Genomic DNA, 17,877 nt, shown 5'->3' on the forward strand with positions numbered 1-17,877 from the left:
GGCGAAACAGAAAGTTATTCCATTGGAAACAGTAATGCGTTCAAAATAACCCAAATGAGTTGGGGGAGATAATGAGAACCACCAATCGGGTTATGAGCGGCTGGCAGCTTTTCTGTTTCAGCGTTCTCAGCGCACCATTGGCCATGGTCAGCTTCGCAATCGTGAGCTTTGCGCCAACCTTTTACGCAATAGACATGGGGCTGGGGCTGGCGGTTGTAGGGGCCGTGTTTATGTTTGGTCGCTTGTTTGACGTGTTCACGGACCCGCTGATTGGTGCGCTGAGCGATCGGACCTTCGGCGCACGCGGCCCCCGAGTACCGTGGATGCTGTTTTCTTTCCCCGGGGTTTTGCTGTTTGCCTGGTTACTGCTCTCGCCTCCGGACGGGGTTGGTCCGGTGTATCTGTTCTGTGTGATCTCCGGCTATTTGCTTTTTGTGACCGCTTTTGATGTGCCTTACTCCAGCATTGGTTTGGAGATTTCTCCCAATGTGCACGAGCGCTCGGTGCTGGCTGGCACCAAGGCTGTGTTTCAAATCCTGGGCGCCCTGGCCGCGTCACTGGCGCCCGTGATCATTGGGGCGCAGATGGGTCTGTCGCTGCGCACATTGGCGCTGGCCTTTCTCATAACGATGCCCGTCGCGATGGCGTTTTTTCTGATCTGGGCGCCGCGACAGCAAAGCCGGGAGGCCCGGACCCGTTTAAGCCTGTGGACTGCGTGGCGTAACTGCTTGCAGGAGCGCGCGTTTCGCAAGCTGATGATTGCGTTCTTTGCCGTGCAGGCAGCCAACGCGATGACGGTCGGCCTATTGGTGCTGTTTGTCAGCCATGTTCTGAATTCACCTGCGGTGGTGGGTCAGATGTTCTTGCTGCTGCTGGTGGGCACGGCAGTCTTTGTGCCACTGTGGATCTGGCTTTCCAGCATGATCGGCAAGCGCCGAACTTGGACAGTCGCGATCACGATTTGCGCCGGTGTCTTGTCGGGCTGCTACATGGTTGGCGCCGGCGACATCCTATTGATGCAGGTGATCTGTGTCGGCCTGGGGGCCTGCATGACCTGTGATGCGGTGATGCCAACGTCGATGCTTGCAGATATCGTCGCTCGGGATGAAGCCGACAGCGGCCACCCAAGAGCTGCCAGCTATTTGGCCCTGAAAAACGCGGCTTCCAAGATGGCCTTTGTTGCGCCAATGGGGATCGCTTTTCCGATCCTGGGTTTGGCCGGTTTCGACAAATCCGGCGTAAATGGCCCGGAGACCTTTGGCATCCTGCTATTCTTCTTTGCCGGGCTTCCCGCTGTGCTGCGGCTGGCGGTTGCAGGATATCTCTGGCGCCGGGCAGGTGATGTGACGGTCACAACCACCCCAGCATGAGCCAGGCCCTTGTTCCACCGACCCCGGTCGAAATACGGGCAGAAGAAGCCCGTATGTTGCGAGAGCGGGCCAGAGGTTCCGCCCGCTTCGCCTTTACTCTGATTGCCTTGATCGCCGTCAGCCTCGCCTCCGTGCATCTCTACCGCGAGGCGGTCCTATGGGCGGGCCTTGCTTCGATCATGGTGGTGATCACGGTTCTCTACGCGCGCGCTTGGCCTCAGGCAGAGGAGACCCCGGAACAGGTTGATCGGTACCTGATGGGCCACATCGCGATCTCAGCCTTTACCGGCCTGGTTTGGGGCATTTGCGCGATCCAGCTGGCCAGCCCGACATCTGAACTCCAGACTTTTATGGCGGGGCTGTTTCTGACATCAATCACCGCCGGTGGGGTCATGGCAGGAACCGTGTACCGGCCTGGCTACCTCGCCATTGCCATATGCTCACTCCTGCCGTTCGGCCTGTTTCTCTTGATCACAACAGATGGCGTGATCCGTATCTATGGCGGGTTCATCCTGTTCTATTTCAGCTTCTGTGTCGCCACCAATTTAACGGCCAGTCAAAAGACAAGGGATGCGCTCGCAGCCCAATTGGTCAGTCGGCAGGCTGAAAAGGCTTTGGAGCAATTTGCCGAAGCCGCCAGGCACCAACACGCGGCCAAACGTTCCCTGAAGGCAATTCAGCACGACATGACCCAGCCTTTATTGGCCCTGCGCAACTTCCTGGCCGAGATGGATCGCCAGGCCACTTCGCCGGAACAGGCGGTCTTGGTGCGCCAAATCCGATTTGCATTGATCAGTCAGGAGGCGCTGGTCGAGGAGCTTTCGAATGTGGAGCAACCCGCATCAAGACTGACGCATACCGAAATCGACGTGGCAGATCTGCTGTCTCGGCTGGACGAGGAGTATCGCCCGCAATTTGCCGCACTAGGCTGTGATTTCGTAGTAAAAAATGATCTGGGGATCATCGAGAGTGACCGCCCCAAGCTGGAGCGTATCCTGCGAAATTTCCTGAGCAACGCAGTAAAATACGGGGCCTCCGGCGGGTATGTGCAGCTGTCGGTTTTCGTGACCGGCGACGAGAGCTGGTGGCAGGTCACGGATCGGGGCAGAGGCATGACACAGGACCAGATTCAGGCGGTGCGCCAACGCGAAAACCTGCCCGCAACCCGCAATGGTCAGGGGTTGGGACTGGGCATCGTACGGGAACTTGCCCAAGAGCTGGGCGGCACATTTGAGATCAAGTCCAGCACAACCACAGGCACGCAGGTGTCGCTGCGACTGTCACACCAGCCTGTCGAGGTCGCGCGCGATCAGGCCTTTGTCCTGGTTATTGGACAGGATACCCTTCCGAACATGGGCGCATGGGCGGATCTGGTCTCGTCCTGGTACTGGAAATTTGCCCATGCGGACACCTGCCAAGGAGCGGCAGACGCGATCACGCTGCTGGGACAAGTCCCCGATCTGATTGTATTGGATCCCGTCGCCGGGCAATCGTTTTCCGAAAGCGAAATCAGTGACCTACAGAAATTCGCACCGACGACCTATCTCTTGCGTGCCCCTGTCGGCGATGCGCACGGTCAAGACAGGAACGGGATCGAATTGCCGGACCGGGAAGTCAACTTGCGGCGCGCGCTGGAAAGCCGCCTTCAGAACAGCGCCAATTCGCGCGCCCTTTGAACCGCTGCGGCACGGTTGCCCACAGAGAGTTCCCTGAAGATCGTTTTGGCATGAGTTTTGACAGTGTTCTCGCTGATTGAAAGGGCGCCGGCGATGCTCTTGTTGGTGTGGCCTTCCGCCATCATCGACAATATGCGCTGCTGTTGCGGCCCAAGCTTCGGGCGGACGATCGTGTCCATTCCATCAGATTGGAACATCGTACGACGGGCGCCATTCTCAATAGATTTGGCCGGTAGCGGCCCCTCATCGACGGCAGCAAGGATCGCGTCCAGTAAAACCTGCTCTTCACACGATTTGTGGACAAAGCGAAACGCTCCGACCATCTGGGCATTGGTCCGTGTTTTCGCATCTTCCGACGCCGACAGAACGATCACCTGAACGCCAATATTGCGCGCGCGCAACGCGCCGATCAGCGCGATCCCGTTGAAAGGCTTCATCGCCAGATCAGTGATGACCACATCCCAGGTTCGACCGCTGTCTATCTCTGCCAAAAAATCGGTGGCCGTCGTGAAACTCGTCACGTCCAGGTCCAAAGCGCTGCTCTCGAACACGTAAGAGAGCCCCTGCAGGAAAATCGCATGATCATCAATTATGGCGAGGCGGATCGAAGCAGTTTCCACTCATTATCCCCCTTTCAGTTATCTGTTTTTGGACCAATTTCTATTGAAAATCTTATTTGATGCAGAGAGCAATTCCATTGTTACGGAGTGCCGCATTTTTCTTCAGCAAGTGACCTTTTTAGAAGTTGAAGGACAACTCTCACCCTCGATCAGCGTTTTGCCCCACAATGAACGGCTGCCTTATTTGCAAAAAACAACCCCAATCGTGGCGCATGTGCAGCCTGGTCAGCCAGGCTCCCCTGTCCATGCCTGCATCGGGCCGGAACCCGCCCCGGCCCGCTCATCCCTCAGTTTCACCAAGCCCCCAATCTCGACCATCTCGTAGCTGCCACCGATCCGCCACTGGACCCCCGGCCCCGGCTTCCCTATATAAACAGTCAGGAAACGAACCGAGGCCCGAATGACCAACGCATCCGAACCGCTGGAAGGCACACCGCTGATCGCCCCCTCCTCTGTCAGCCACGAGCTGTACGAGCCTGTGGTGGACGCTTGCCGGTCCGTCTATGACCCCGAGATCCCGGTCAATATCTACGAGCTGGGCCTGATCTACACGATCGACATCTCTGCCGAGAATGACGTGAAGATCATCATGACCCTGACCGCCCCCGGCTGTCCCGTGGCCGGCGAGATGCCGGGCTGGATCGTGGATGCCGTCTCGCCGGTGCCCGGCGTCAAGAGCGTCGATGTTGAACTCACCTGGGAGCCGCCCTGGGGCATGGACATGATGTCCGATGAGGCCCGCCTCGAACTGGGCTTCATGTGAGCCCACGCAGGAACGATCTGGCCTGATCCTGCGGTCGCCCATCGTTGCGTCCGCACCGACCATCCGCAACGCGGCAGCGCTTCTGGCCTGCCGCGTTTGTCATATCCGCCGCGAGGCTGCACTCCCTGCCGCCATTGCCGACCGCCCAGACGCCCGAGCCGACGCCCGACCCGACGCCCCGTGGCCGTCCCGTGGCGCGATCATAACGCAGGATAAATGCGCCTCCCCCTGCCCGCCCCCCTTGCCCCGAGGGCGCATCCCCCCGTAATATCGGCCTTATTATTGGCGGCACCTCAGCCGCAGCCGCCCGATCCTCCGCGACAGCTGCCCCGGCAGCGCGCAACACCACCCGCGGGCGCGCGCACCCAATTTGGAGTTCCATATTTTGCCCCGCATCTTCGCCTGCCCGACGTCGCTGATCGCACTTGCCCTTGCCGCACCGCTCCTGACCGGCCCTGCCCTGACCGGCCCCGCCCTTGCCGACACCGCGCCCGAGGCGATGAGCCTCAGCTACGGGCCGCGCCCCGCGTATCTGGTCGCAGCCCTGCCCGAAGGCCCGCTGAAAACGAAGCTGCAATCCTGCGCCGCGCAGACCCCGCATGCCACCGAGTTCTCCATCGCGCATCGCGGCGCGCCACTGATGTTTCCCGAACACACGGTTGAGGGCAACCGCGCCGCCGCCTCCATGGGCGCCGGGATCCTGGAATGCGACGTGACCTTTACCAAAGACCTGGAACTGGTCTGCCGCCATTCGCAGAACGATCTGCACACCACCACCGATATCCTCACCAGCCCCCTCGCCGAGCGCTGCACCCAGCCCTTTACCCCGGCCAGTGCCGACACCCCCGCCACCGCCGAATGCCGAACCAGCGATCTGACGCTGGAAGAGCTGATGACCCTGCAGCCAAAGATGGACAGCAGCGACGCCACCGCCACCAGCGCCAAGGCCTTTCAGGGCGGTCTGGCCCCCTGGCGCAGCAATCTGCATCAGGGCGAGGCAACACTGCTCAGCCATGCCGACAGCATCGCCCTGTTCCGCGAGCTGGGCGCCCGTTTCACGCCCGAACTAAAGGCGCCCGCCGTCGCCATGCCCTTCAACGGGATGACACAGGAATCCTATGCGCAGAAACTGATCGACGCCTATGTCGCCGCCGGCATCCCTGCGGCGGATGTCTGGGTGCAGAGCTTTGACCTCAGCGATATCAAATACTGGCTCACCCATACGCCGGAGTTCGGCCGTCAGGCGGTCTATCTCGACGACCGCTTTGCCCGCCATGACGCCGATGAGGGGCAGATTGATCCGATGGATCCCGCAACCTTCCGACCCTCGATGCAGGAGCTGAAGCAGATGGGCCTCAATTACATCGCCCCACCGATCTGGATGCTGCTGACGCTTGATGGCGACCGGATCGTGCCCTCCGCCTATGCACGGGCCGCGCAGGAGGCCGATCTGAACATCATCACCTGGACGCTGGAACGCTCCGGTCCGCTGACCAGCGGCGGCGGATGGTATTTCCAGTCGATCTCGGATGCGGTGACCTCGGATGCGGCCGTCTACCAGGTCCTTGATGTTCTGGCCCAGGATGTGGGGGTTGTCGGCGTATTCTCCGACTGGCCCGCAACAGTCACCTATTATGCCAATTGCATGGGGCTTTGACCCCTCCCCCCTTGAGCCTGCGCCATCGCCCCCCTAAATTGGAGGTAACGCGCGATAGTGGAGACAGAGATGTTCGGCATTCCCGGCAAACAAGCGGTGACCATCACCGACAAGGCAGCGGCCCAGATCGCCAAGCTGATGGACAAGGGCGGCCATTCCGGCCTGCGCATCGGCGTGAAAAAGGGCGGCTGCGCCGGCATGGAATATACGATGGAATATGTCGACACCCCCGATCCCAACGATGAGGTGGTCGAACAGGATGGCGCCCGTGTGCTGATTGCACCGATGGCGCAGATGTTCCTCTTCGGCACCGAAATCGACTATGAGGTCTCGCTGCTGGAGGCCGGGTTCAAGTTCAACAACCCCAATGTCTCCGAGGCCTGCGGCTGCGGGGAATCAATCAGCTTCAAGGATATGCCCGCAGGCTGACCTGCCAGCCCCGATGGACTGGGGCAGATGCAGATCACAACCCAGACGTGCAGCCTGAAAAAAATAGACGCCCCATTGCCGTTTTTCGCAGCCTTGGCGCGCAACTTCGGTAATGTTCAACATGTGCAGGCCACAGGCTCCATGCGAACAGGCGAATTGTTCCCCAATCCGAACAATGCTAGGACAGGCCAAGCAGCAAGCTGTCCCCCGTCAGGGGCATGAAGGCAGCACCGATTTTGAGGGAGATACGCAGATGCGTCGCAAGATGGTCGCAGGCAACTGGAAAATGAACGGCACCGCAAGTGCGCTGACCGAGCTGGGCAATCTGGCCTATAGCTGCAAGTCGGCCAAAGCCGAAGTGGTGATTTGCCCCCCGGCAACGCTGCTCTACCGGGCAGCCAATGTCTGCGTCGACAGCAAGGTCGACATCGGCGCCCAGGATTGCCATAGCGCGACCTACGGTGCCCATACCGGCGACCTCAGCGCCGAAATGCTGCATGACGCCGGGGCGAGCGCGGTGATTCTCGGCCATTCCGAACGGCGCGCCAATCACGGCGAGACCGATGACATGGTCCGCGCCAAGGCCAGGACCGCCATTGCAGCGGGACTCACCGCGATCATCTGCGTCGGCGAAACGCAGGACCAGCGCGAGGCCGGCAAGACGCTGGAGGTGGTTCGCGCCCAGCTGGCAGGCTCGCTGCCGGACGACACCAGCGGCACGAGTGTGGTGGTCGCCTATGAACCGGTCTGGGCTATTGGCACCGGCAAAGTGCCCACGGTCGAACAGATCGCAGAGGTGCACAACGACCTGCGCGCAAGCCTCGTCAAACGCTTCGGCGGTGAAACCGCCAATGCCATCCGCCTGCTCTACGGCGGCTCGGTAAAATCCAGCAATGCCAAGGAGATCTTCGCGGTGGCCCATGTCGATGGCGCGCTGGTCGGCGGCGCCAGCCTCAAGGCTGCGGATTTCGCCCCCATCGTCGCGGCTCTCGACGCCAGCGACTGAACGCGCCTGACGGCGCGGCCTCCGGCGGGAGTATTTGGGGAAAGATGACATCGCCCCGTGCCCGCTTTTCACCTTTCGCAAAATACTCTGGGGTGAATGCGCGCCAGCGCAGAGGGGCAAAGCCCCTGACATAACGCCAGACAGAAAAAGGCCCGGGAACTGCTCCCGGGCCTTTTCATATGCGGGGGGATGCGCCGCAGCGCTACTTCGTTATGATCTCCGGCCCCATCACCGCATTGGGCAGCACCGTCGATATCCACGGGATATAGGTGATCATGATCAGGAACACGAAGAGCACCGCCAGGAACGGCAGCGCAGCCCGCACCACCGCCATCATCGGCATCCCCGCAACCCCGGAGGTCACAAAGAGGTTCAGACCAACCGGCGGGGTGATCATGCCGATCTCCATGTTGACCACCATGATGATGCCCAGATGAATGGGGTCGATCCCCAGTTCAATCGCAATCGGGAACACCAGCGGCGCCACAATCACCAACAGCCCCGACGGCTCCATGAACTGACCACCGATCAGCAGGATCACATTGACCACGATCAGGAACATCACCGGACCAAAGCCGGCCGACAGCATCGCGGTGGCAATCTGCTGCGGCACCTGCTCATCGGTCAGCACATGTTTGAGGATCAGCGCATTGGCAATCACAAACAACAGCGTCACCGTCAGCTTGCCTGCCTCAAACAGGGCATGGCGCGTATCGGCGTGAAAGAAGGACGGGATGAAATAGACCACGGTCTGCCCCAGCATCTTGGGCAGCATGGTCACAAACTGCCCCAGATCCTTCGGTTTTGGCGCCGATTTCAGCGGCCCCATGTCGCGGTAGACAAAGGTCGCGACAAAGAAGGCATAGACCGACGCCACAGCCGCTGCCTCTGTCGGGGTGAAAATCCCGCCATAGATGCCGCCCAGAATGATCCCGATCAGCAGCAGACCTACCGAGGCATTGGCCGCCGAGGCTGCAACTTCCCCCCAGCCCAGCCATTCGCCCTTGGGCAGGTTCTTCACCTTGGCCATCACATAGATGGTCACCATCAGCATGAACCCGGCCATCAGGCCCGGAATGACGCCCGCCAGGAACATCCGCCCCACCGAGACCTCAACCGCCGCCGCATAGACCACCATCACAATCGACGGCGGGATCAGGATGCCCAGCGTGCCCGCGTTACAGATCACACCGGCCGCGAACTCCTTGCTGTAGCCGACCTGACGCATCCCGGCGATCACGATGGATCCGATGGCCACCACGGTGGCCGGTGACGACCCGGACAGGGCTGCAAACAGCATACAGGCAAAGACGCCGGCAATCGCCAGACCACCCGGCAGATGACCGACACAGGCGATCGAGAACCGGATGATCCGCCGCGCCACGCCGCCGGTGGTCATGAAGCTTGACGCGAGGATGAAGAAGGGGATCGCCAGCAGCGTGAAATGCCCCTCAAAGGCTTCAAAAAGCGTGCCCGCAACCGACGCCAGCGAGCTGTCGGAATAGATCAGCAGGAACAGCGTCGAGCTGAGGCCAAGCGCCACCGCGATCGGAACCCCGATCAGCAACAGGCCGATGACCATGGAAAACAATAGGACGACATCCATCAGTCGTGCTCCCCCCGCTGCGCCTGAACCTCGGCAATTTCATCTTCGACCTCATGGCTGGCCACCAGACGATCGACATCGCCGCGCAGGATCTGCACCGCCGCCTGACCAAAGCGCAGCAACATCAGCAGCATCGACAGCGGCAGCACCACATAGGGCACCACTTTGGGCAGTTTCTCGTAAGAGTCGCCGTAGTTGATCAGCTCTTCGAGAAATCCGAACACCGCCACCATCGGCACATCCTGCACCTCGTAGAAGCTCTGGCTGCGCGCTGACATGTCAAAACCGGTGGGAAACCAGCGCCCGGAGGTGGGTGGCAGATCGGCAAACACCGCCCAGTAGTCATAGGCCCCCTTCAGCAGCAGCAGCGAGAACACCAGGCAGCAGCCGACCGAGATCAGCCCGATCGCCCGGCGCGCCGGCGCCGACACCATGTTGAGGATCGCATCAACCCCCAGATGCGCATGGACCTTCACCGCATAGGATGCGCCCAAGAGCACCAGCCAGGCAAACAGGAACACCGTCAGCTCCAGCGCCCAGAGAATATTGGAATTGAACACAAATCGCGCCACCACATTGGCAAATGTGATCAGGGTCATCAGCCCCAGCAGCAGCGCAATCAGCGTCTCTTCGAGTGTATTGATAAGCCCGGTCGGGCCAGGTTTTGCCCCCGCCATATCGCTCTCCCTCGATGTTTGGATAATGGGATACCGGCGCGGATGGCGCACCGTGCAAATTGGGGCGGCGCGTCAGTCGCGCCAGCCCCGGATCTTCAGCCTGTGGCCTTTACATGCCTGCGTTGATCGACTGTGCCGCGTCGATCATGTCCTGACCAACGTCGCCTGCGAATTTCTCCCAGACCGGCTTCATCGCCTCGACCCAGGCCGCGCGCTGCTCGGGCGTCAGCTCACGCACCACGCCACCGGCATCAATGATTGCCTGACGCGCTTCGGCGTTCACCTTGGTGGATTCGGAGTTCCGCGTTGCCGTGACCTCGCCAAGGATGGTCAGGAACTGCTCACGGACAGCAGGCTCCAGGCTGTCGAGCCAGTCAACAGAAGTCACCACCAGATAGTCCAGCGCGCCGTGGTTGGTCTCGGTCACACCGTCCTGCACCTCAAAGAACTTCTTGCCGTAGATGTTGGACCAGGTGTTCTCCTGCCCGTCCACAACGCCCTGCTGCAGCGCGCCGTAAACTTCGGAGAAGGCCATTTTCTGCGGGCTGCCACCGATCGCTTCCATCTGCGCCACCAGCACGTCCGAAGACTGCACGCGGAATTTCAGCCCATTGGCATCCGACGGCGCGATCAGCGGCTTGTTGGCCGACATCTGCTTCATGCCATTGTGCCAATAGGCCAGCCCCTGCAGACCGCGGCGCTGCATCGAATCCAGCATCGCCTGACCATTGTCAGAGGCCTGGAAAGCATCAACCGCGTCGATGTTCTTGAACATGAACGGCAGGTCGAACAGGCGGAACTGCTTGGTGAATTTCTCGAATTTCGACAGGCTTGGCGCGGCCAGCTGCACGTCGCCCTGCAGCATCGCTTCCAGCACCTTGTTGTCATTGTAAAGCGTGGAGTTCGGATAGACCTCCAGACACATGGTGCCGTTCATCTCTTCGTTGATGCGCTTTTCCAGCAGCGAGGCGGCAATCCCCTTGGGGTGCTTGTCGGTATTGGTCACATGGCTGAACTTGACGACGATTTCGCCTTCCTCACAGGCCGCCATGGCGGCACCGGCACTCATGGTCAGCGCCACGGCGGTGGCAGCAGCAGTTACAAATTTCATGTCTTTCCTCCCAGAATATCTCCTTGGCCTTTGCAACAGCAAAGACCCCGACGGCAGCATCACGGCGCTGGCCTCTCCGCTCAAGCCTTTGTTACAGCGTCACGAGACTGGAAATTTATGAATTTATAACAAAAGCTTACCGAACCAATCTCAGGTCACCTCTCAGCGACACCACCATGGTTGTGCGAATTCCCGCACAGGGAGGCGGCCCTGCTGTGCGGATTTCCGCACATTCTGCGCGTGCGAGAGACGCGGCCCGAGATGCGGTCTTGGGAATCAGCGCCCGTCATCTTTCCATAAATACTCAAATCCGACGCCCGCACCGGGCAGAGCCAGCGGCGCCGGGGCGTTGCACAGGCGCCGCGCGCCCTGCCCGCGTTTGATTAACCCGCAGCTGTCACATTGGGCCGGTCGCGACATCCGGGCCGTCTGACACACGGTCCACCGATCCGGGGCATCTGGCACATGCCCCGGCAGGAGACCGGCCCGCGCCCCGCAGCATGCAGGGTACAGGCGTCCAGACAGCCATGGTTGACGGACATGGGCCCCGGCTGACACCCGCGCCCATCCCCCTCCGCCTATGCGCCCTTAGGGGCCATCCGGCGGCGCCGCCATTCACTGCCCTCGCCGCCCGATCAGGCATGGCGAGAAACAGCGAAAGACACAGCAGACCGCGTTCAGCGGCGATAGTCCTCAGGCCGGATGCCATAGCGCGCCAGCTTGTCATAAAACGTCTTGCGCGGCAGCTTCAGGGCTTTGGCCGCGGCAGAGGCATGGCCATTCTGCCGCCCCAGCGCCGCTATGAGCAAGGACCGCTCGACCTGCGCCAGCTGCTCGGCCAGCCCCAGTTCCGCCGATTGCGCCGCCTCCTCCGGCATGCCGAGGACAAAACGCATGGCCGCCGACATCAGCGATCGCGCATTGCCCGGCCAATCCTGCGCCATCAGCGCCGCCAGATGGTCCGGTGGAATATCCGGTACGGCAATGCCCGCCTGCTCTGCCGCCTGCGCCACGTAATGGCTGAACAGCACCGGGATATCCTCGGGCCGCTCCGACAGCGCCGGAATGCGCACCCGCATCACGTCCAGCCGATAGAACAGATCCGCCAGAAATCCGCCACGCGTCACCTCTTCGGCCAGATCCGCGACAGTCCCAACCAGAACCCGCGCCTCCACTCGCTGTTCCAGCGCCTCCAGCATGGCATATTGCGTCTCTTTCGGCAGGGCGGCGATTTCATCCAGGTAAAGCGATCCGCCCGCCGCCTCGCGGCACAGATCCGCAAACCCATCAGGGGTCAGCCCCGCCGCCGGGCGTTTCACAAACGCGCCCTGACCACGCGGCGACATCAGGTGAATGACCTCCGCCACCTTGGAGATCCCGCCACCCGGTGCACCGGTTACCAGCACCTCGGCCCCGGTGGCCGCCACCGCGCGGGCACGGGCGCGCAGCTCCGCCACCTGCGCCGAGGTGCCAAAGATCATCCGCGCCGCCGCATCGCCGCTTTCCAGCCGCGACTTCAGTGCGCGGTTCTCCCGCACCAATGCCCGCGTCTTCAGCGCCCGGCGCACCACCGTCATCAGATCCGCAGTGGCGCAGGGTTTTTCGAGGAAATCAAACGCCCCCTCCGCCATCGCCTGCACCGCCATCGGGATGTCACCTTCGCCGGTCAGCAGGATCACCGGCAGATCACTGTCCACCTCGCGCACATAGCGCAACAGGTGAAACCCGTCGCGTCCCGGCATCCGCATATCCGACAGGATCACCCCGTCAAAATCGGGCGTGATCAGATCCTTGGCCGCCACAAAGGATCCGACCGTGATCGCGTCACACTCCGCCAGCTCCAGCGTCTGGCCAAGCGCCGCCCGCACCGCTGCATCATCGTCCACCACCAAGACACGATTGGTCATGCCACCTCATCCTGTTGTTGCGGCTCGGCACCTGCCTGCGCGCGCCAGCGGTCCAGCTCCACCGTGAATTCGGCACCATCGCCGGTGTTGACGCCCCGGATATCGCCGCCAAAGCTCTGTACCAGCCCGTAAGAGATCGACAGACCCAGCCCCATGCCATCGGCGCTGCCAACCGCCTTGGTGGAATAAAATGGCTCAAAGATCTTCTCGGGTTCCTTCAGCCCCGGACCGATATCGCGCACCGTCACCGCCAGCCGCGCAGCAGCATCCCCGCCGCGGGTCTCAATCGCCATCCTGATCTCGCGGCGCTCCTGATCCAGCATCGCATCGGCGGCATTGTTGATCAGGTTCACAAACACCTGCGACAGCCGCACCTCGCCGCCCCAGGCAAAGACCGGCTCCGCAGGCGGCTGCCAGACCAGCGCCACCCCGTCCTGCCGCAGCCGCTGCTCCGTCAGCTCGGCGGCGGTATTGATCACCTGCACCAGATCGACCCGGCCCATCGGTTCGTTTTCGTTGCGGGCAAAGGCACGCAGGTTCTTGATGATCCGCGCCATCCGACCGGCCATCTGCGCAATCCGGCCCAGGTTCTCGCCCGCCCGTTCCGGCTTGCCGCGCGCCACAAAAGCCTCGCCGTTCTCGGCATATTGCTGGATCGCCATCAGCGGCTGGTTCAGCTCATGGCTGATCCCCGCCGACATCTGCCCCAGCGCCGACAGCTTGCCCGCCTGCACCAGCTCCTCCTGCGCGCGTTTCAGCGCCGCCTCCGCCTCCTGACGTTCCTGCACCTCGCGGGTCAGCCGCATATTGGTGGCCGACAGCGCCCGCGTGCGCGCCTCGACCCGGCTTTCCAGCGCCGCATTGGCCTCCGCCAGCGTGCGCCGCCGTTCCAGCGCCAGCGCCAGCATCGTGCCCAGCGCCAGCACGATCGCCGCCATCGCCGCCGCCTGCAATCCTGCCAGACGCTGCGCCGGGGCCACATCCACCAGGATCTCCCCCACCATGCCGATCTGCGGCAGGTTCACCGCCTGATGCAGCGCCCGCTCCGGCAGATAGGGCGACCAGCGCAGATCCCAGATCTCATGCGGCCCTTCGAGCCAGGACCGAAGCGCCACCTGTCGCCCATCGGGCGGCGACAACCCCGGCCCGTCGGTGCTGCGCTGCCAGAACAACAGCTCCCGCCGGTTGGCGATAAAAACTTCACCGCCGCGATTGGTGAAAAACACTGCCGGGAGCGAGCCGCGCCAGGTCTGCTCAACATCCTCGACATCAGCCACCACCACCAAGGCGCCGCGCACCCGGCCATCGCCGTCGAAATCAGGGGCCGCATAGACATAGGCCCGCCGCCCATCCGGTTGCAGCACATCATATCCGGTGCCCAGCGCCCCCTGCATCGCACGGTGGAAGTAGCGGCTCTGGGTCACATCGCGCCCCATCACACCCTCAGCAGCGACCACCACCCGCCCCGCCCGGTCGACAAAGAACACATCCAGCGCCGCCGTCTTGTCCGCCACCTCGCGCAGCAGCCCCTGCGCCGCCGCCCGTGCCTCGGCGCGGTCCAGCTGCTTCAGCGTCGGGTGATCAGCCATCAGCACGGCGAGCTCCTGATAGACCTGCAATTGCGTGGTCACCCGGTCCGAGGCCAGCGCCAGATCCGCTGCACTGCGTTCGGCAAGCGAATCAAGCGCTTGGCGATAGCCCAGCCGGTAGACACCCGTTGCCACAGCCGCCACCGCCCCCAGAAGAAGCGCCAGAATGATCCAGCGATGTGCGTGAAACTGCGTCATTGGCCGCACAGTAGCAAAGCCCCCCTTGCATTGACCAGCCGCCTTGGCAAAAGCTGCGCGGATGAAGACATTGACCCAATCCCCCACCGACCCCGATTTTGTCCAATCCCCCTACGGTTTTTACGCCGAGGCCCGCGCGAACGGACATCTGCATTACTGGCAGGACTACAAGATGGTTGCGGCCTTCTCGCACCCGGCTGTTCATACCCTGCTGCGCGACCGCCGCTTTGGCCGCGAGATCCCGCCGGAGATGGCGCGCGAAAGCCCCGCCCATCTCGCCCCCTTCCTGCAGGTCGAGGCGCATTCGCTCCTGGATGCAGAGCCACCCCGCCACACCCGCCTGCGTCGCCTTGTCTTGCGCGCCTTCACCAGCCGCGAGATCAAGGCGCTGGCGCCCGGTCTCGAAACCCTCTGCCACGAGCTGATCGACGCCTTCCCTCAGGACGCGCCCTTTGACCTCCTGTCCACCTATTGCACTCAGGTCCCGGTGATCGCGATCTGCCGCCTGCTGGGCGTGCCCGAGGATATGGCGCCGCAGCTCCTGGACTGGTCGCACAAGATGGTCGCCATGTATCAGGCCTCCAAGACGGTTGAGACCGAACATGCCGCCGCGAAGGCCAGCCAGGAATTCATCGACTTCCTCACCGCCTATGTGGACGAACGCCGCAAGACCCCGGGCGAGGATCTGATCACCCGCCTCATTCAGGCCGAGGAAGACGGCGAAAGCCTCTCCACCGATGAGCTGATCGGCACCTGTATCCTGCTGCTCAATGCCGGGCACGAGGCCACGGTGCATTCACTGGGCAATGGCGTGAAAACCATGCTGCAACAGGGCTGGGACACAAGCTGGCTTGCTCCCGACGGCATAGAAGGTCTGGTTGAGGAAATCCTGCGCTATGACCCGCCGCTGCATATGTTCACCCGCTACGCCTATGAAGAGGTCGAGATGTTCGGCCATAGCTTCCAGCGCGGCGATGAGGTGGCGCTGCTGCTGGCGGCGGCCAACCGCGACCCCGAAATGCTGGAGGATCCCGAGCGCTTCGATCCCACGCGCCCGGCGAAGGTGAACACCTCCTTTGGCGCAGGGCTGCATTTCTGCGTCGGCGCACCGCTGGCGCGGATGGAGATGCAGATCGCCCTGCCGATCCTGTTCGAGCGTTGCCCGGACCTGAAACTGGCCGCGGCGCCGGAGTATAACAACACCTACCATTTCCACGGGCTGACAGGCCTGATGGTTCAGGTCTGATCCCCGACGTGGCGGGCCGGCGCGGCCTGCCACAACACCACCGCCCCCCTCAGGCTGGGCTTCGCGGCCGTCCAAAGATCAGCACCGCAGCAGCGACAACAGCCATAGCCGACGCACAGCGGATCACGGTCTGAAAGTCATAGGCCTGCGCAATCAGCCCGACCGCCGGGCCCGCCATCACCCCGCTCACCATCAGTGTATTCCAGTAGATCGCCGTCGCGCGGGCGGGTGTGTCAGGCGCAAAGGATTGCACATAGCTGATGCCAAGGCTGGCATAGAACCCGTAATACAGCCCCTCCAGCGCCGCCCCCGCCAGCATCTGCGGAAAGCTCTGCACCGCCGCCAGCAGCTGGATCGTCACAACCGCCAGCCCGGTGACCGCCAGCAGCGCCCGCCACATGCCGATGCGCGCAATCACCCAAGGGGTGGCAAAGATCGCAATCACCTCGACAAAGGTCTTGATGCTAAAGGCAAACCCCGGCGCATAGCCGGGCAGCCCCACCTCTTCGACGTAAAAGATCGGCAAGGCGGAAAACGTCAGCGAATGCGCGCTCGACAGGCAGAACACAAACCCGGCCGCCAGCCACAAACCCTGCGGCGCCACTGCGGTCTGGCCGGCGCTGTCCTGCGCCGGCGCACGGCCCGGCATCGCGGTGATGTCACGGGGCAGCGTAAACCACCACAAAGAGATCCAGACCATCGACACCGCAACAGCCATCACAAACACCGCCCGAAGACCAATCCCATCCGCAATCAGAAACGTGACAGCCGGGCCGATCATCCAGGCCGTTGAAGTCGTGGCCCGCATATGCGCATTGAACCGCACCCGCTCCACCTTGTGACGCTCGGCCAGACTGCCGCCCAGGCTGAACATGGTCGACACCGCGCTGGAACTGATCCCGAACCCCAGGACACCCGCCGTCAGCACCACCCAGAGCGCGGGCAGCAGCGCCAGCGATCCGGCCGCAAACACAAACCCCGCCGCGGCCAGTCCGATCAAGGGAAACACCCGCGCGCCGGCATCGATGCGGCGGGCAAACTGCCGGTTGGCCACCAAGGTGAGGCTGATCGCCATCCCGGCATAAACGCTGATGATCCAGGGCTCATACCCCAATCCCCTGACCAGGAAATAGCTCATGAAGGGCACAATCATGGCGGTGCAGATCGTGCCGCAGAACAACAGCAGCAGAAACATCAGGCGTGCCGTCACCGCACCCACAGGTGCCGCAGAGGATGGGGAAATGGCCATGATCAAGTCAACTCAACTGCAAATGCCTCACCCTTGCCGGAGCGTCCCCGCTGCGCAAGCCCAGCGTCCAGACTGGCTGCCCCGCCGCCCCGTCATCTTTCCAGAAATACTCCGGGGGATGTGACCTGCGCCGCAGGCGTGGGTCACGAAAAAGGGGGCAGCGCCCCCTTTCCTTTGGCGCCATCAGACAACCGCGCGCTATTCCTCTGCGATGGCTTCTAGCGGCAGCAGGGTGGTGGATTTGATCTCCTCCATCGACAGCAGGGCCGTGACATTATGCACCCGTACCTCGGAAATCAGCGCCTGATAGAAGTTGTCATAGGCACGGGCGTTCTTCACCCGCACCTTCAGGATATAGTCGATATCCCCCGCCAGCCGGTGCGCCTCCTGCACCTCCGGGCGATCCTGCAACGCCTTCAGGAACTTCGCCTGCCACTCCGCCTCATGGGCCGAGGTGCGGATCAGCACAAAGAAACAGGCCTCAAACCCCAGCGCCTCGGCATCCAGCACCATGGTCTGCCGCCCGATGACGCCCGCCTCGCGCAGCTTGCGAATGCGATTCCACACCGGCGTCTTGGAACTGCCCACACGGCGGGCGATTTCATCCAGCGACTGGCCCGCATCGCGTTGCAGCTCCGCCAGAATTTTCCGGTCCGTGCCGTCGATCCGCACTGTCATTCCTGTTTTCTCCTTGTTTGGGGATCAACCCGCCTGCATCTGCCGCCAGCTGGAACAATCTTCCTTATTTGCCGCGCCATATAGCGGATAAGGGG

15 protein-coding genes are annotated in these 17,877 nt (G+C 62.2%); 7 read left to right on the forward strand and 8 right to left on the reverse strand.

The features are described from left to right. Positions 1 to 71 precede the first annotated feature (71 nt). Together VWY34_RS16355 and VWY34_RS16360 are read left to right on the forward strand one after the other, a co-directional pair. A complete protein-coding gene (locus tag VWY34_RS16355) occupies positions 72 to 1,370 on the forward strand; it encodes an MFS transporter (protein WP_416546244.1) in 1,299 nt (432 codons plus the stop codon). Then, positions 1,367 to 3,046, forward strand: coding sequence for a sensor histidine kinase (locus VWY34_RS16360; protein ID WP_416546246.1), 1,680 nt, complete (start codon positions 1,367 to 1,369; stop codon positions 3,044 to 3,046). The genes VWY34_RS16355 and VWY34_RS16360 overlap by 4 nt, the downstream gene beginning before the upstream one ends. Here VWY34_RS16360 and VWY34_RS16365 read toward each other — a convergent pair. Beyond that, entirely contained in the window at positions 3,016 to 3,666 is a 651-nt protein-coding gene (locus tag VWY34_RS16365; RefSeq protein WP_416538990.1) for a response regulator transcription factor, read from the reverse strand. The two genes, VWY34_RS16360 and VWY34_RS16365, sit on opposite strands and share 31 nt — an antisense overlap. Positions 3,667 to 4,066: 400 nt before the next feature. Here VWY34_RS16365 and VWY34_RS16370 point away from each other — a divergent pair, with 400 nt between their 5' ends. The 4 genes from VWY34_RS16370 to tpiA all read left to right on the forward strand — a co-directional run bounded on the left by VWY34_RS16370 (position 4,067) and on the right by tpiA (position 7,521). Then, positions 4,067 to 4,429 (forward strand): SUF system Fe-S cluster assembly protein, encoded by a 363-nt coding sequence (locus tag VWY34_RS16370; protein ID WP_340545951.1) that lies wholly within the window; start codon positions 4,067 to 4,069, stop codon positions 4,427 to 4,429. 385 nt (positions 4,430 to 4,814) lie between these two features. After that, entirely contained in the window at positions 4,815 to 6,086 is a 1,272-nt protein-coding gene (locus VWY34_RS16375) for a glycerophosphodiester phosphodiesterase family protein (protein WP_416546248.1), read from the forward strand. Between the two features lie 69 nt (positions 6,087 to 6,155). Then, positions 6,156 to 6,515 (forward strand): HesB/IscA family protein, encoded by a 360-nt coding sequence (locus tag VWY34_RS16380; protein ID WP_340545952.1) that lies wholly within the window; start codon positions 6,156 to 6,158, stop codon positions 6,513 to 6,515. Positions 6,516 to 6,768: 253 nt separating this feature from the next. Then, positions 6,769 to 7,521 carry a triose-phosphate isomerase gene (gene tpiA / locus VWY34_RS16385; protein WP_340545953.1) on the forward strand — a complete coding sequence of 251 codons (753 nt, stop codon included), beginning with the start codon at positions 6,769 to 6,771 and terminating at the stop codon, positions 7,519 to 7,521. Between the two features lie 202 nt (positions 7,522 to 7,723). Here the strand turns inward: tpiA and VWY34_RS16390 are convergent, their stop codons facing one another. The 5 genes from VWY34_RS16390 to VWY34_RS16410 all read right to left on the reverse strand — a co-directional run bounded on the left by VWY34_RS16390 (position 7,724) and on the right by VWY34_RS16410 (position 14,609). Further along, positions 7,724 to 9,127 carry a TRAP transporter large permease gene (locus tag VWY34_RS16390; RefSeq protein ID WP_416538994.1) on the reverse strand — a complete coding sequence of 468 codons (1,404 nt, stop codon included), beginning with the start codon at positions 9,125 to 9,127 and terminating at the stop codon, positions 7,724 to 7,726. Then, the gene (locus tag VWY34_RS16395; RefSeq protein WP_416541426.1) at positions 9,127 to 9,804 is read right to left on the reverse strand and encodes a TRAP transporter small permease; all 678 of its coding nucleotides are present in this window, start codon (positions 9,802 to 9,804) and stop codon (positions 9,127 to 9,129) included. Before VWY34_RS16395 ends, VWY34_RS16390 begins: the two co-directional genes overlap by 1 nt. Before the next feature lie 109 nt (positions 9,805 to 9,913). Further along, entirely contained in the window at positions 9,914 to 10,915 is a 1,002-nt protein-coding gene (locus VWY34_RS16400) for a DctP family TRAP transporter solute-binding subunit (protein WP_340545956.1), read from the reverse strand. Between the two features lie 677 nt (positions 10,916 to 11,592). After that, entirely contained in the window at positions 11,593 to 12,822 is a 1,230-nt protein-coding gene (locus tag VWY34_RS16405) for a sigma-54-dependent transcriptional regulator (protein ID WP_340545957.1), read from the reverse strand. Next, positions 12,819 to 14,609: a sensor histidine kinase gene (locus tag VWY34_RS16410; protein ID WP_416546250.1), complete on the reverse strand. Its 1,791-nt coding sequence runs from the start codon at positions 14,607 to 14,609 to the stop codon at positions 12,819 to 12,821. The genes VWY34_RS16405 and VWY34_RS16410 overlap by 4 nt, the downstream gene beginning before the upstream one ends. A 61-nt stretch (positions 14,610 to 14,670) precedes the next feature. On the opposite strand from VWY34_RS16410, the gene VWY34_RS16415 reads away from it, so the two are divergent. Further along, a complete protein-coding gene (locus VWY34_RS16415) occupies positions 14,671 to 15,855 on the forward strand; it encodes a cytochrome P450 (protein WP_416538995.1) in 1,185 nt (394 codons plus the stop codon). 49 nt (positions 15,856 to 15,904) lie between these two features. On the opposite strand, the gene VWY34_RS16420 is transcribed toward VWY34_RS16415, so the two are convergent. Further along, a complete protein-coding gene (locus tag VWY34_RS16420) occupies positions 15,905 to 17,104 on the reverse strand; it encodes an MFS transporter (RefSeq protein WP_416546252.1) in 1,200 nt (399 codons plus the stop codon). Positions 17,105 to 17,302: 198 nt separating this feature from the next. Next, complete coding sequence (locus tag VWY34_RS16425) at positions 17,303 to 17,782, reverse strand: Lrp/AsnC family transcriptional regulator (protein ID WP_340545961.1); 480 nt, start codon at positions 17,780 to 17,782, stop codon at positions 17,303 to 17,305. Between the last annotated feature and the right edge of the window lie 95 nt (positions 17,783 to 17,877).

Origin of the sequence: Phaeobacter sp. JH20_02, from assembly GCF_048056915.1 — a bacterium.
GTDB classification, from domain to species: Bacteria; Pseudomonadota; Alphaproteobacteria; order Rhodobacterales; family Rhodobacteraceae; genus Phaeobacter; species Phaeobacter bryozoorum.

Coding starts and splice junctions, on each gene's coding strand:
- VWY34_RS16425 (WP_340545961.1), bottom strand. CDS start 17,782: ATGACAGTGCGGATCGACGGCACGGACCGGAAAATTCTGGCGGAGCTG.
- VWY34_RS16390 (WP_416538994.1), bottom strand. CDS start 9,127: ATGGATGTCGTCCTATTGTTTTCCATGGTCATCGGCCTGTTGCTGATC.
- VWY34_RS16420 (WP_416546252.1), bottom strand. CDS start 17,104: ATGGCCATTTCCCCATCCTCTGCGGCACCTGTGGGTGCGGTGACGGCA.
- VWY34_RS16355 (WP_416546244.1), top strand. CDS start 72: ATGAGAACCACCAATCGGGTTATGAGCGGCTGGCAGCTTTTCTGTTTC.
- VWY34_RS16370 (WP_340545951.1), top strand. CDS start 4,067: ATGACCAACGCATCCGAACCGCTGGAAGGCACACCGCTGATCGCCCCC.
- VWY34_RS16400 (WP_340545956.1), bottom strand. CDS start 10,915: ATGAAATTTGTAACTGCTGCTGCCACCGCCGTGGCGCTGACCATGAGT.
- VWY34_RS16410 (WP_416546250.1), bottom strand. CDS start 14,609: ATGACGCAGTTTCACGCACATCGCTGGATCATTCTGGCGCTTCTTCTG.
- VWY34_RS16380 (WP_340545952.1), top strand. CDS start 6,156: ATGTTCGGCATTCCCGGCAAACAAGCGGTGACCATCACCGACAAGGCA.
- VWY34_RS16360 (WP_416546246.1), top strand. CDS start 1,367: ATGAGCCAGGCCCTTGTTCCACCGACCCCGGTCGAAATACGGGCAGAA.
- VWY34_RS16405 (WP_340545957.1), bottom strand. CDS start 12,822: ATGACCAATCGTGTCTTGGTGGTGGACGATGATGCAGCGGTGCGGGCG.
- tpiA (WP_340545953.1), top strand. CDS start 6,769: ATGCGTCGCAAGATGGTCGCAGGCAACTGGAAAATGAACGGCACCGCA.
- VWY34_RS16415 (WP_416538995.1), top strand. CDS start 14,671: ATGAAGACATTGACCCAATCCCCCACCGACCCCGATTTTGTCCAATCC.
- VWY34_RS16395 (WP_416541426.1), bottom strand. CDS start 9,804: ATGGCGGGGGCAAAACCTGGCCCGACCGGGCTTATCAATACACTCGAA.